This window comes from Nocardiopsis sp. CNZ308, assembly GCF_004217075.1.
This window is the reverse complement of sequence record NZ_SHKJ01000001.1, coordinates 6,203,617-6,217,054: the sequence shown is the minus strand read 5'-3', so window position 1 is coordinate 6,217,054 and position 13,438 is coordinate 6,203,617. Positions and strand designations below refer to the sequence as shown.

Sequence of the window (13,438 nt, the reverse complement as noted above, 5' to 3'; positions counted from 1 at the left end):
CCGCAACCGCTACGAAAATCGCCAGCGTCATGTTCCCCCGCTCCCCTTTTCCCCGGACGGCCGTGGCCGTTGATCGTTCACTCCGGCCGCTGCGCCCTCCGCACCGACGACCCGATGTCTCTGCAAGGTGCCCGTGTGATCACCGCTGAAACCCCAGGGAAGACAGTGCGTCGTGTGCCGTGCGGTCCAGGACGACTCTAGGTGCGGCCTACGACGCTTTCGGGGCCGCCGTCCGGACCGCGCTCACCGGCCCGGGAGCAGCCGGGGCCCGTTCCTGCGGTTCCTCCGCGATCCGGGACCCGCACGGGAACCGGTACCGCCTTCCCCGGCACTCGTCAGGTCCGTGACCGGTTACGGACAGTACGGTGTGCGCACAGGTGCCGGGACAAAGCAGTGGCACCATCGCCCGCGAACGTGTTCGTTCCAGGGCGAAACGGGCATGCGGCCGGGGAGACAGCACCTAGGCGGGGCAGACAGCGGCGGAGAGGGGCACATGGACGCGGTGGAGGCGTACGCGCCGAACGGAGCGACGCTGAGGCCCCGTGGACGCCGCTGGCGGTCGCCGGTACCGCTGGCCGGACCCCGCGGCGCTTGCGGGGAGGACGCCCCGCCCGGCGCCCCCGGACACCCGGCCGCCCGAACCCGCCGGAACGGGCGTCCGCGTCCCCTCCCCCTGACAGCGCCCGCGCGGGGCCGCGCCTCAGGCCTTGCGGGCCAGGCCGCAGTACTCGGGGATGTCGCGCGCCCTTCCGACCTCGACCGGCTCGGGCCGCCACCGGGTGACGCAGACGACCCCGGGATCGACCAGCGCCAACCCGTCGAAGAAGCGGGTGAAGTCCTCCACCGTGCGCGTGTGGTAGGGCCGCGCGACGCTCTCCCGCCAGCGCCGGAGCGCCTCCAGCGCGCGCTCGTCGGTGACGGCCTCCACGTGGGCGAGGACGCCGTCGCACACGGCCAGGAAACTGCCCGGTGCCAGCGCGTCCGTGTAGGCGCGCACGAGGTCCAGGGCCTCCTCCAGGTCGCCGAAGTGGCCCATCGTCCCCAGCAGGGACAGCGCGACCGGGCGGTCCAGGTCGAGGGTCGCGCCAGCGCTCTCCAGCACCCGGTCGGTGTCGCGCAGGTCCGCCCCCACGTACCGGGTCCGCTTCTGGTCGGTGCCCACCAGCAGGGCGCGCGCGTGCGCCAGGACCATGGGGTCGTCGTCCACGTAGACCACGCGCGCGTCCGGGGCGTGCGCCCGCGCCACCTCGTGGATGTTGCCGCCGGCGGGCAGTCCGGCGCCGAGGTCGAGGAACTGGCGGACGCCCTCCTCCCGGGCCAGGTGGCCGACCGCGCGGCGCAGGAAGAGCCGGTCCCCCCGGACGGCCTCGACGACCTGGGGCGCCAGCCCGCCGACGGCGTCGCCCATCTCGCGGTCCACCGGGTAGTTGTCCCTGCCGCCGAGCCAGTAGTCCCGCACCCGCGCGGTGTGCGCGACGCCGGTGTCGATGGGGATGTCCGTCATGGTGGCCTCTCGGGTGGGGGCGGGCCGCAACAAGCGGTACGCGCAGTCTCATGCGTCCCATGACCCGCCCGCAACCCGAAAAATCCCGTCATGAAGGGCGTTGTGCTCCACCCGGCCCCTCCGCGGTGCCGCCGCGGTCGGTGACGTCGGTGTCGATCTCGGCACCGGCCACGGCGCGGCGCAGGCGGTTGAGGCGCTGGTGGGCCGCGACCGATCCGGTGCGGTCGCGGGCGGCCAGCTCCATGGTGAGGGCGTGGGCCACCAGCCAGCTCGCGAGGTTCTCGCTCGCGGCGCCCGAGGTGGAGGGCGGGGTGGTCAGGACCGCCTCGACCCGTTCGCGGACGGCCTCGCCCACGGCCTCGGTGACCACGACGACGGGCGCCCCGACCTCGGCCGCGTGGTCCAGGAGGGCGTCGATCTCCCGGAAGAGCCGCAGCGGCGCGAAGACCACCACGGCGTCGTCGCCGCCGATGCCCAGCAGGTCGTCGGCGAGCCGGAACCCGGTCGCCTCCAGGACGGTGCACCGGCGGCCCATCCGCCCCAGTTCGACCGCGAAGTAGCGGGCGGTCGCCGAGGCCGGTCCGATGCCGTAGGCGACGGTGCGCCCGGCCGCCTCGACCAGGCGGACCGCGGTGTCGAAGGCCCCGGCGTCGAGGACCTCGGGCAGTCCTCGCAACAGGTCGACGCTGTCGGAGAGGACCTGGTCGAACACGCGCGTGCCGCTGAGGCGCTCCAGCCGCTGGTCCAGGACCAGGGCGGGGTCGCGCCGGGTGGTCAGCATGTCCATGACCGCGCGCTTGAGTTCGCGCAGGCCGCCGTAGCCCAGCGACCGGGCCGTGCGCACGACGGTGGCGTCGCTGGTGCCGGTGCGGGCGGCCAGTTCGGCGGCCGACGCGGTCACGGCCTCCGAGGGGCGGTCGAGCAGGAAGTCGGTGACCGCGCGTTCGCGGGGGGAGAGCGAGTCGAGCCGGGCGCCCACCCGCTCACGGAACCCGCCACCCTCCTCTGATGAAGTTTTCATTTCGTCATTGACCTAACCATGTAGTTAAAACTACGCTCCCGTGAGACCGACCACACAGTGAGGGAGTGGCCGATGACCTACCAGTTTGTGATTATCGGGGGCGGAGTGCACGGCTGCGCCACCGCGTGGCAGCTCGCCGAGGCCGGGGCGGACGTCCTGCTCCTGGAGGCCCGCGAGGTGGCCTCGGGGGCCTCGGGCGGCTTCGGCCGCCGGGGCGTGCGCGCCAACCGGCGCGACCTGCGCGAACTGCCGCTGATGCGGGCCGCCTACCGTATCTGGCCCACGCTCGACCAGCGCCTGGGCGCGGACACGGGCTACCAGCGCACGGGTGGGATGTTCCTCATCGAGCAGGAGACCACCGGAACCAGGGGCGGGCTGGTCGCCGCGCACACCCACGCGGCGGTGCAGCGGCGCCTGGGCGTGCCCACGGAGGTGCTCGACCGCGACGGCGTCCTGGCACGGGAACCCGGCGTCTCGGAGTCCGTGCGGGCGGCGCTGTACTGCCCGCTCGACGGCACCGCCGACCACACCGCCACGACCAGGGCGTTCGCCGACGCGGCGCGCGAGCGCGGCGCCGTGATCGCCGAGCACAGCCCGGTCACCGCCGTGGAGCGCTCCGGGGACCGCGTCACCGCCGTGCGCACCGCGCGCGGGGAGCGCCACGAGGTGGGGGAGGCGCTGCTGGTGCTCAACAACGCCGGGGCCGCCGACCTGCTGCGCACGCAGTTCGACGTGGAGCTGCCGGTGTGGCGGATCCTGCCGCAGGCGCTGCGGCTGACCCCCCGCTCCACCCCGCCCATGACCCACCTCGTCGGCCACGACCACCGCTCGCTGTCGCTGAAACCGCTGCCCGACGGCGCCGTCATGGTGAGCGGCGGGTGGCGCGGCCGCTGGGACGCCGAGAACGGCCGGGGCCTGACCGTGGAGGAGAACGTGCGCGGCAACATGCGGGCCGCCGCGGAGGTCTACGCCGACCTCGCCGACGCCGAACTCGACCTGGCCGACGCCTCCCGGCCGGAGTCGTGCAGCGCCGACGAGATCCCCGTCATCGACCGGATCCCCGGGACCGCCAACGCGCTGGTCGGCACCGGCTGGACCGGGCACGGCTTCGCCATCGCACCGGCAGTGGCCGAGTCGCTCGCGTTCTGGGCGCGCACCGGCGCGCGCCCCGACAACCTCGCCCCCTTCTCGTTCGCGAGGTTCTAGCCCAGGCGCGGGACCGGGGACCGCGCGCGACCCCCCCGGTCCGGTCCGCCCACGCGGCCGCCGACCCCACCCCCGATCCGCGCGCACGAAGGAGCAGCGTGTTCCCCACAGACGAAGTCGGCGGCGACGCCGTCACCACCCTGCTGTTCGCCGTCACCGTCCTCGGCCTGCTCGTGCTCGCCGGGGTCGTGCTGCGGCTGCTGATCGCCCCGCTGCGCCGCCTGTTCGTCCCGGCCGCGCTCATCGGCGGCGTCCTGGGGGCCGCGCTGGGGCCCTACGGCGCGGGGCTGTTCCCCGAGAGCATGATCGGCACCTGGGCCGCGCTGCCCGGGGTGCTGATCACCGTGGTCTTCGCCCCGATGCTCATCGGCGTGCGCATCCCCGACCCGCGCAGGAGCTACCACCTCATCGCGCCGCAGATCCTGTTCGGGTACATGGGCGACTTCCTGATGATCGGCGTCCCCGTGCTGGTGTGCGCCGCGCTGCTCATGCCCCTCTGGGACGTGAACGCGATGTTCGGCACCGTCATCGAGGTCGGCTGGCCGGGCGGGCACGGCACCGCAGCGGGAATGGGGCCGGTCTACGCCGAACTGGGCTGGACCGACGGCGGCGCGCTCGCGCTGGCCGCGGCCACCGCCGGGCTGGTGTTCGGGATCGTGGTGGGCATGGTGCTCATCAACATCGGCGCCCGCCGCGGCCACCTGCGCCACCTCAGCGCGGACCGCGGCGAGGAGGCGGCCGAGGTCCTGCCCGAGGAGGCGCGGGCCCCGATGGGGCGCGTGACCCTCAACAAGGACCTCGTCGACGGACTGGCCTTCCACGGGGCGCTGATCGCCGCGGCGGTGCTGATCGGCTGGGTGCTCCAGTACTTCCTCGGACTCGTGGTCCCCGGTATGCCGCTGTTCCCGCTGGCGATGATCGGCGGCGGCGTCGTGCAGGCGGTCATCGCGCGCACCCGTCTGGGAGAGGCGGTGGACCCCGGCAGCCTGCGCGCCATCCAGGGGGTCGCGCTCGACCTGCTGGTGGTCTCGGCCGTCGCGTCCATCGCGGTGCCCGTCGTGCTCGGCAACATCGTGCCGCTGCTGGTGCTGGTCGCGGTCGCCGCGTTGGTCACGGTGGGCTTCTTCTACTGGGCGGGTCCGCGGATGTTCCGCGACTCCTGGTTCGAGCACGCCATCGTCAACTTCGGAACGCTGACGGCGGTGGCCTCGGTCGGCCTGATGCTGCTGCGCACGGCCGACCCGGAGCTCAGGACCGACGCCGCGCGGGCCTACGCGCTGCGCGCGCCCTTCTTCAGCCCGATCGCCGGAGGCGGGATGCTGACGGCGCTGCTGCCGCTGATCGCGGTGAACTACGGGCCCTGGGCGCTGGGCGTCGGAGCGCTCCTCGCCGCGGCGGCGGTGTACGTGCTCGCGCGGGTGCTGGGGATCTGGCGGCGGCCCGGAGCGGGCGTCGGCGCCGCGGCCGGGGGCTGAGCCGCCGGTTCCGGGTGCGAACGCGAGAGGCCCTTCCCGGGGGCGATTCCGGGAAGGGCCTCTCCTGTGCGGGGTTGGTCAGTCGGCGGACGGCTCGCGGCCGGTCCGCGCCGCGCCCGCGGTGCCGACCGTGCTCGTCGGCTCCGTCGGGGCACCGGCCTCGGGGGCCCGCGCGGCCTCCTCGGCCCCCTCGGTCTTAGCGGCCTCCGCGGCCGGATCGGGCAGGTCCAGGCTGTCCCGCAGCCGGACCCGGGGCAGGAAGAGCGCCAGTACCAGGCCCACCAGGGCGATGCCCGTGGCGAGCAGGAACAGGTCTCCGGTGGACGTGCCGTAGGCGCCCTCGACGATCTCGCGCAGGAACGGCGGCATGGCGTCCAGGTTCAGGGTGCCGGCGTCCCCGCCTCCGGCGGTGGGGCTCACCCCGGCCTCGGACAGGCCGTCGGAGATGTTCGTGGAGACGCGGTTGGCCAGGAAGGCGCCCAGCACGGACACGCCCATGGTGCCGCCCAGGGTGCGGAAGAAGGCGACCGTGCCGCTGGCCGCGCCGATCTCGCGCAGCGGGACGGAGTTCTGCACCACCAGGACCAGGTTCTGCATGGACATGCCGACCCCCAGCCCCATCAGCACCATGCCCCCGCACACGATGAGCAGCGGCGTGGTCGCGTCGATGGTGGCCAGCACCAGGAAGCCCAGGGTCAGCGTGACCATGCCGGTGACCACGTAGGACTTGACCCGCCCCGAACGCGAGACCATGCGCCCGGACACGGTCGAGGAGATCATCGTCCCCAGCATGAGCGGGGCGGTCAGCAGACCGGCCTCGGTGGGGGAGTAGCCGCGCGCCAGCTGGAAGTACTGGCCCAGGAAGACCGCGCCGCCGAACATCGCCATGCCGACCGCGGAGCTGGCCAGGATGGCGATGGCCGTCTCGCGCCGCATGACCAGGTGCAGGGGCACGACCGGCTCCGACACGCGCGCCTCCACCCACACGGCCAGGCCGAGCAGCAGCAGGCTTCCGGCGACCATGGCCCCGGACTGCCAGGAGATCCAGGCGAAGTCGCTGCCCACGAAGGTCACCCACAGCAGCAGGAGGCTGACGCCCGCGGCGATGAGCGTGGCGCCCGCGTAGTCCACCTTGGTGCCGGGACGGCGCACGTCCACCAGCTTGAGCGTGCGGCTCAGCGCCACCAGGGCCACCAGCATGAACGGCACGCCGATGAGGAAGCACCAGCGCCATCCCAGGCCGGGCAGGTCGGCTAGCAGCCCGCCGATCAGCGGTCCGCCGACGGTGGCCACGGCCATCACCGCGCCGATGTAGCCGTTGAGGGTGCCGCGCTGCTTGGGGCTGACCATCGCGGCGATGATCACCTGGACCAGGACCTGTGAGGCGCCCATGCCCAGGCCCTGCACGGCTCGGAACGCGATGAGCTGGCCGGTGGTCTGCGCGAACCCGCACAGCAGCGACGAGACGATGAACAGCCCGATCGAGAGCTGGAGCAGCTTCTTCTTGTCGAAGATGTCGGCCAGCTTGCCCCAGACCGGAGTGGAGGCGGTGGAGGCCAGCAGGGTCGCGGTCACCACCCACGTGTACTGCGACTGACTGCCGTCCAGCGCCCCGACGATCTGGGGGAGGGCGACCGACACGATCGTGCTGCTGAGCATCGTCACGCCCAGCACTATGAGCAGGCCGCTCAGGGAACGCAGGATCGAGGGTTGCCCGGTCTCGGGTAAGGGACGGGAAGTGCGCACGGATGGACCTCTGAGAAAGGAAGACGGGGCGGCGCGGGAGGCCGCGGGACTGCTCGGTTGCCGTGGGTGGCCAAAAATGTGCAGAAGAGGCATTTTTGCACCCACTGTAGAATATCACCGGGGTCACGATCCGGAAGCTGACCAAACGTGGGAAAGCCGACATCCGCTTCCGGGAATGCCCGGGTCGTCCGCCGTCCGCCGGGCGTCCCTCCTCGGCCCGTGTCCGCTCCGCGCCGTCCGCCGGGTCCGCGCCAGTCCCGCGTTCTCCGTCGGGGCGCCCGACCCGCGCCCCCGTGGTCCCGTTCACGGTTCGATCCGGGCCCTGCCGCGTCTGCGTCCGCTCCCTCGCCCCGCGGTGCGCCCCGCCCGGGCCTGCTGCCCCCGTCGCTCCTGATCAGCGTCCCGCCGCGCCCGCGTGCCGTGCCCTCCGGTCCGGTTCCCGCGGGGTGTCGGCCTCGCGGGCGGATCATCGGCGGCCGGGGAGGGGGCGAAGAGGGGCGCGGTCCGCGCGCATGGCGCTCCTCCGATGGGGCAGACTGCCGAGGTAACCCTCGAAAAACTGCCTTCTCGAAAAACGAGCTAGAAGGACGCGTATGACCTCCCTCCTCTTCGCCGCCTTCGCGCTGGCCCACCTGTGCCTGACCGTCTGGCTGGTCCGGTCGGCGCTCTCCCGGCACTCCCCGCACACCTGGCCGGTGGCGCTCGTGGCCGCCGGACTCGTCTACGACAACGGGATCGTGGCGCTGGGCTCCACCATCGGCGCCGGGGACCTCCTGCTCGCGCTGAACCTGCCGCGCTTCGTCGTGCACGCCCTGGTCACACCGCTGCTCATCGTCTTCGCCGCCGGGGCGGCCCGCGACGCCGGGCTCGCCTGGGCCCGCCCGCGCGCGGTGCGCGCCGGGTTCTGGCTGCTGACGGCCGCCCTCATCGTCTACGGCGTCGTGACCGAACTCGTGGGGCTCACCCTGGTGCCCGGCCGCGAGGGCGACGCGCTGCGCTACTCGGCCGCGGAGTCGGCCCTGCCGGTTCCGGCCGTGGCGACCGTCGTCGTGCTGCTCGTGGTCGGGGTGGCGCTGCTGGTGCGGGCGCGCAGCGGGTGGATGCTGCTGGGCGCCGCGGTCATGTTCGCGGCCTCGGCCGTGCCCGCGGCGCCGCTGGCGGTGGGGAACCTGGGCGAGGTGGCGCTCATCGCCGGGCTCGCCCTCACCGCGCGCCGGGCGGACCGGGCCTCCGTCAGGTCCTCGGCGCCGTCCCGGTGAAGGGGGCTTCGAGGACCTGGTCGACGCAGGCGTGGATCAGGGGCTCACCGGCGCTCAGGGACCGGTAGTACAGAGGGCCCGGACCGGGGGCCCGACAGGAGCGCCGTGTCCGGGCCGATGCCGTGGACCCGCGCGATCCGCCCCTGTTCCCGGGCCGCCGAGGTTGGCGGGGCCGCTCGGGCTGTAGAGCGCGCCGGGCTTGGCGGCCGGGTCGGTCGCGGCCATGAGGGCGGGCAGCTTCGCGGTCTCGACGGTGCCAGCCAGGACGCCGCGGGCCGAGAACGCGCGGATCAACCGCACGCCCGGGGTGTCCCGGTCGCGGCCGAGTTCGGGGCGGGCGGCCAGGAGGCTGGTCGGCGCCACCCCGGGGTGGGAGGGGTTGCTGGTGATGCCCCATCCGCCAGCCCTGCTGCGCCGCTCCAGTTCGAGGCCGAAGAGCCCGAACGCGATCTTGGACTGGCCGTAGGCGCGCATGCCGTCGTAGGAACGCTCCCAGTTCAGGTCGTCCCAGTTGACGGCGCCCCGCCTCGCCCTTGCGCGGATTACGGACGGGCATGATCACCTCGGCGCCCGCGGCGGCCAGCCTCATAGCCATCCCCAGGCCCATCCCGTCGCTGGCGCCGGTGACGAGCGCGCGCCTCCCGCTCAGGTCCGGCACGGTGATGCCGATGGGTCGACGCGGCATGGCTCTGCTCCCTCGTGTCCTCACAGACGCGCGTTCGGGCGGTCCCCGTTCCCTCCGTGCCTGGTGCACGGTGCGCAGGAACGATCCTCCGCCCAAGGCGGGGTCGGCAACCACGGCCTCCCGATCCCAGGATCGGCGGGCCGCCCCTCGCCCCCTTCCACCTCCTCGACGGTCAAGGGGGGATCGGGAGGCCGTGGTTACCGCCGCGCGCGCAAGGTAGACACGGAGCAGCACCACTGGGAAGAAGGAGTGCCGTGATCGATCGCACCGGGCTGGCCGAGTTCCTCCGCACCCGCCGGGAGGCGCTGCAACCCGAGGACGTCGGACTGCCGCGCGGGCAGCGCCGCCGGACCAGCGGCCTGCGGCGCGAGGAGGTCGCCGCGCTGTGCCACATGTCGACCGACTACTACTCCCGGCTGGAGCGGGAGCGCGGACCGCGGCCGTCGGGCCAGATGCTCTCCTCCATCGCCCAGGGGCTGCACCTGTCACTGGACGAGCGCGACCACCTGTTCCGCCTGGCCGGACACAACCCGCCCGCGCGCGGCACGGTCAGCGACCACGTCAGCCCCGGCCTGCTGCGGGTCCTCGACCGCCTGGACGACACGCCCGCGGAGATCGTCACCGAGCTGGGCGAGACCCTGCGCCAGTCCCCGATGGGCGTCGCGCTCACCGGAGTCACGACCGGGTACACCGGGCCCGACCGCAGCGCGGGGTACCGGTGGTTCACCGATCCCGGCTCCCGGCGCATCTACGCGCCCGAGGAGCACCCGTTCCTCACCCGCATGTACGCCTCGGGCCTGCGCGAGCTCGTCACCCTGCGCGGCCCCGACTCGCGGGCCGCCTACCTCGCCGACCTGCTCCTCGACCGGAGCGAGGAGTTCCGGCGAGTGTGGGAGGACCACGAGATCGGTGTGCGCCCCCACCACGTCAAGCACTTCGTGCACCCCGAGGTCGGTCCCCTGGAGCTGAACTGCCAGCGGCTGGTCGACCCCGGACAGGCCCACTCACTGCTCGTCTACACCGCCGTCCCCGGCAGCGAGAGCCACGACAGGCTGCACCTGCTGTCGGTCATCGGAGCCCAGGCGCTGGGCTGAGCGGCCCGCCGCCACGCCTCCCCCCGCCCGTCACGGGCCGGAGGCGGCGATGTCCTGGCCCCTGTCGAGGACGGCGCGCGGATCCCCGTCCGGGGCCACGGCCGTGCCCAGCTCCCCGGCCATCGTGCCGCGCAGCTGGGCCCAGACCGGTTCGTAGGTGGGGTCCAGCCGGGCCTCGTGGATCTGCTCGACGTACCGCCCGACGTCGGGGTCGTCGCGGAACTCCTCGACGCCGGACTCCGTGGTCGGCAGCAGCCCCTCGACCTCCAGGTAGGCGGTGTAGTTCTCCGGTTCGTAGAAGTAGTCCAGGAACTCGGTGACCAGCTCCTGGTTGCCGGGGTTGTCGAAGGCCACCAGGTAGTCCTGGATGCCGTGGGCGGAGGGCTCGGCGCCGCCGTTGGTCGGGTGGGTCGTCGTGCCGTAGTCCACGCCCGCCTCGTGCACCGGGTCCAGGAACGCGCTGCCGCCCAGCGGCGCGTACACCATGGCGGCCCTGCCCTGGGCGAAGAGCGGCCACGTGCCGTCGGGGCGGTTGGTCTGCCCGGGGTTGGGCTGGGTGGCGTCGTGCTCCACCACCAGGTCCCGGAGGAACTCCAGCGTGGTGACGTTGCGGTCGCTGTTGACCGTCCACTCGCCGTCCTGCTTCCAGCCGCCGCCGTTGGAGCGCGCCCACGTGCCGAACTCGTAGTCGCCGCCGTCGAAGCCCAGCGCCAGCGCGTAGGGGACGTGGTCGCCGGGGAGCGCCTTGATCCGCTCCGCCGCCTCCAGGAACTCGTCCCAGGTCCGCGGGGGCCCGCTGAGCCCGGCCTCGGCGAGGATGGTCCGGTTGTAGTACATCGCGTTCACCGTCGCGACGAACGGCAGGGCGTACTGCTCACCCTCCAGCGAGGCGTTCTGGGCCAGGACCGGGACGAAGTCGGTGAACTTGTCCTCGGGCAGCACGTCCCGCGCCGGGTGCAGCAGGCCCGCCTCGGCGTAGTCGGCGAAGAGGTTCGTGTTGAGGATGTCGGGGAACTGCCGGGTCTGCACCATCGTGTTGACCTGGTTCTGGAGGTTGTCCCAGCCGATCACCCGCAGCCGGACGCTCGTGCCGGGGTGGTCGGCCTCGAAGGACTCGATCAGGTCGGTCCAGTAGGGCTGCGTCCCCTCGGTGTACTGCGCCACGACCAGCTCGATGGTGTGCGGGTCCCCGCCCCCGCCCCCACCGCATCCCGTGGCGAGCAGCGCGGCCGCCGACAGCGCGGCGGCGCAGGCGGTGGCCCGCGGTCCCTGTTTCCTCATCGACTGCCCTTCCCTTCCGCTTCCCGGCGGGGAGGCGTTATCGAACACTGCCCGTGCTCAGGCCGCTGACCAGGTACTTCTCGATCAGGGCGAAGAGGACCACCGTGGGGACGACGGCCATCAGCCCGGCGGCGAAGAGGTACTGGTAGTTCGTCTCGTACAGGCCGATGAACTGCTGGACCCCCACGGTCAGCGGCACCCTGCCCTGCGAGGGGTCGTTGAACAGGGTCAGCGCGACGATGAACTCGTTCCACACCTGGATGAAGGTGAAGACGACCACCGTGATGATCCCCGGCGCCGACAGCGGGACGACGATCCTGAGCATGGTCCGGAAGGGGCCGAGGCCGTCCATCATGGCGGCCTCCTCGGTCTCCCTCGGGACCGCCCGGAAGTGGGTGTTGAGGATCCACACCGCGAAGGCGATGTTGAAGGCGGAGTTGACGGCGATGATGAACCAGTAGGAGTTCACCGCGCCGAGGAGGAGCGCCTCCCGGTACAGCCCGATGATGAGCGCCACCGCCGGGAACATCTGGGTGATGAGGATCAGGCCGAGGAAGGCGCCCCTGCCGCGGAAGCCGGAGCGGGCGACGGCGTACGCGGCGGGCGCGGCCACGGCGAGCACGACCAGGGTCGAGACCCCGGCGACGGTGAGGCTGACCCGGAAGTACTCCGCCAGCGGGATCCGGCTCCACACCTCGACGTAGTTCGACCACGCCCAGTCCCGGGGCAGGTAGGTCGCGGGGACGGCGAACAGCTCCGCGTCGGTCTTGAGCGAGCCGAGGAACATCGCGGCGTAGGGGGCGAGGAAGAACAGGGCGACCAGCGCCCCGACCAGGGGCAGGACGGCGTTCCTGGCGCGGCGCCACACCCGGCCGCCCGCGTCCGCCGCCGGGCGCAGGAGCGGAGCGCACGCGCTCGCCGCGCGCCCGCGCAGGGACGACCACGAGCGCGCGGCCCGGCCGGTGAGCGAGCGGACGCCGCCGGGCACCGCCGAGACCAGGGCGCGGCCCGCCCGGTCGCGGCGGCCCGGCCGCAGCAGCCAGGCCAGGAACGCGATCAGCCCGACGAGGAAGGCCACGTTGAGCACCGCGAGCGCGGCGGCCTCGCCCGGGTCCAGCTGCTCCTTGAAGGCGATCTTGTACATCCACGTGACCGTGGTGTCGGCGTGGTTCCCGGCGATCGAGCCGGTGATCACCCAGATGAGCGTGAACGCGTTGAACACGTGCAGCATGTTCAGCACGAACGCCACCAGCAGCGAGGGGCGCAGCAGCGGCAGGGTGACGTGCAGCCACCGGTTCCAGGCCCCGGCGCCGTCGATCCTGGCCGCCTCGTGCACCTCGGTCGGGATCGTCTGGAGACCGGCCAGCAGGACGTAGGTCGTGAAGGGGACCGACGTCACGACGCCGACGACCATGATCGAGGCGAAGGCCGTGGCGGGGTCCTTGTACCACTCGTGCGGGGAGTCGAGGACCGACAGGTCCATCAGCAGGCGGTTGACCAGGCCGTTGCCGCCCTCCAGCAGGAACCGCCAGACCGTCGCGGTCATCACCAGCGAGGCCGCCCAGGGCACGACGACGGAGAGCCGTACGAGCCGGCGCCCGCGGAACTCCTTCGTGAGGAACTGGGCCAGGGCCAGCGACACCAGGAGCGTCACCCCGAGGACGACCACCAGCCACGCCAGCGTGTTGGCCACCACCCCGGGCAGCGCGGGCTCCCCCAGCAGCCGCCGGTAGTTGTCCAGCCCCGTGAACCCCTGGATCTGCCCGATCCGGTCCACGGCCAGGAAGGACAGCCAGACCATGTAGAGCGCGGGGAAGACGATGACCAGGCCGATGAGGGCGGTGGCGGGCAGCAGCCAGCGCGTCGCCGACGTGCGCCGCCACAGGTCGCGGGCGGGCCGGGGCGGGGTGTCCCCGAAGCGGCCGTCGGGGCGGTCGGGACCGCCCCGACGGCCGGGCGGAGGGAGCGGGGCGCGTTCGCGCTCCGCGCCGACCCCGCCCGTGGGCCGCGCGGTGTCAGCCATGTCCGTTGCGGGTGTGCGCGAGAACCATGGTGAGCGCTCCCTCCGGTAGTCGATGAGTGACCATCGTCACGTTCTGGTTGATTGGTGTCAAGCTTTATGTCCTCCTTCTGTTCACTAGTAATCATCATGTGCTCATGTAATGAT

Annotated in this window: 9 protein-coding genes and 1 pseudogene; 4 read left to right on the top strand and 6 right to left on the bottom strand. The window is 72.9% G+C overall.

Annotated elements, in window-relative coordinates; all coding sequences use genetic code 11:
• Nucleotides 1-700: 700 nt before the first annotated feature.
• Nucleotides 701-1,504 carry an SAM-dependent methyltransferase gene (locus EV372_RS26825; protein WP_130398339.1) on the bottom strand — a complete coding sequence of 268 codons (804 nt, stop codon included), beginning with the start codon at nt 1,502-1,504 and terminating at the stop codon, nt 701-703.
• An 88-nt stretch (nt 1,505-1,592) separates the two neighbouring features.
• Complete coding sequence (locus EV372_RS26820) at nt 1,593-2,525, bottom strand: MurR/RpiR family transcriptional regulator (RefSeq protein ID WP_253793669.1); 933 nt, start codon at nt 2,523-2,525, stop codon at nt 1,593-1,595.
• A gap of 72 nt (nt 2,526-2,597) precedes the next feature.
• Here EV372_RS26820 and EV372_RS26815 point away from each other — a divergent pair, with 72 nt between their 5' ends.
• Nucleotides 2,598-3,731 (top strand): NAD(P)/FAD-dependent oxidoreductase, encoded by a 1,134-nt coding sequence (locus EV372_RS26815; RefSeq protein WP_130398338.1) that lies wholly within the window; start codon nt 2,598-2,600, stop codon nt 3,729-3,731.
• Between the two features lie 98 nt (nt 3,732-3,829).
• Complete coding sequence (locus EV372_RS26810; protein WP_130398337.1) at nt 3,830-5,206, top strand: sodium/glutamate symporter; 1,377 nt, start codon at nt 3,830-3,832, stop codon at nt 5,204-5,206.
• A 78-nt stretch (nt 5,207-5,284) separates the two neighbouring features.
• Here EV372_RS26810 and EV372_RS26805 read toward each other — a convergent pair whose 3' ends face one another.
• A complete protein-coding gene (locus tag EV372_RS26805; protein WP_253797453.1) occupies nt 5,285-6,865 on the bottom strand; it encodes an MDR family MFS transporter in 1,581 nt (526 codons plus the stop codon).
• Nucleotides 6,866-7,545: 680 nt separating this feature from the next.
• On the opposite strand from EV372_RS26805, the gene EV372_RS26800 reads away from it, so the two are divergent.
• Nucleotides 7,546-8,211: a hypothetical protein gene (locus EV372_RS26800; protein ID WP_130398335.1), complete on the top strand. Its 666-nt coding sequence runs from the start codon at nt 7,546-7,548 to the stop codon at nt 8,209-8,211.
• Nucleotides 8,212-8,361: 150 nt separating this feature from the next.
• On the opposite strand, the pseudogene EV372_RS26795 reads toward EV372_RS26800, so the two are convergent.
• Nucleotides 8,362-8,896 (bottom strand): annotated as a pseudogene (locus tag EV372_RS26795) (Rossmann-fold NAD(P)-binding domain-containing protein); the annotation flags it as partial.
• A 254-nt stretch (nt 8,897-9,150) separates the two neighbouring features.
• On the opposite strand from EV372_RS26795, the gene EV372_RS26790 reads away from it, so the two are divergent.
• Nucleotides 9,151-9,990, top strand: a complete 840-nt coding sequence (locus tag EV372_RS26790; RefSeq protein WP_130398334.1) for a helix-turn-helix transcriptional regulator — start codon at nt 9,151-9,153, stop codon at nt 9,988-9,990.
• Nucleotides 9,991-10,020: 30 nt separating this feature from the next.
• On the opposite strand, the gene EV372_RS26785 is transcribed toward EV372_RS26790, so the two are convergent.
• Both EV372_RS26785 and EV372_RS26780 read right to left on the bottom strand, forming a co-directional pair.
• The gene (locus tag EV372_RS26785; RefSeq protein ID WP_130398333.1) at nt 10,021-11,271 is read right to left on the bottom strand and encodes a sugar ABC transporter substrate-binding protein; all 1,251 of its coding nucleotides are present in this window, start codon (nt 11,269-11,271) and stop codon (nt 10,021-10,023) included.
• 37 nt (nt 11,272-11,308) lie between these two features.
• Nucleotides 11,309-13,294: an ABC transporter permease gene (locus tag EV372_RS26780; RefSeq protein ID WP_130398332.1), complete on the bottom strand. Its 1,986-nt coding sequence runs from the start codon at nt 13,292-13,294 to the stop codon at nt 11,309-11,311.
• Nucleotides 13,295-13,438 lie beyond the last annotated feature (144 nt).

What these genes read in the sequence shown, in the direction of transcription:
- EV372_RS26800 (WP_130398335.1), top strand. Translation starts at nt 7,546, where the DNA reads ATGACCTCCCTCCTCTTCGCCGCCTTCGCGCTGGCCCACCTGTGCCTG.
- EV372_RS26825 (WP_130398339.1), bottom strand. Translation starts at nt 1,504, where the DNA reads ATGACGGACATCCCCATCGACACCGGCGTCGCGCACACCGCGCGGGTG.
- EV372_RS26780 (WP_130398332.1), bottom strand. Translation starts at nt 13,294, where the DNA reads ATGGCTGACACCGCGCGGCCCACGGGCGGGGTCGGCGCGGAGCGCGAA.
- EV372_RS26805 (WP_253797453.1), bottom strand. Translation starts at nt 6,865, where the DNA reads ATGCTCAGCAGCACGATCGTGTCGGTCGCCCTCCCCCAGATCGTCGGG.
- EV372_RS26815 (WP_130398338.1), top strand. Translation starts at nt 2,598, where the DNA reads ATGACCTACCAGTTTGTGATTATCGGGGGCGGAGTGCACGGCTGCGCC.
- EV372_RS26785 (WP_130398333.1), bottom strand. Translation starts at nt 11,271, where the DNA reads ATGAGGAAACAGGGACCGCGGGCCACCGCCTGCGCCGCCGCGCTGTCG.
- EV372_RS26820 (WP_253793669.1), bottom strand. Translation starts at nt 2,525, where the DNA reads ATGAAAACTTCATCAGAGGAGGGTGGCGGGTTCCGTGAGCGGGTGGGC.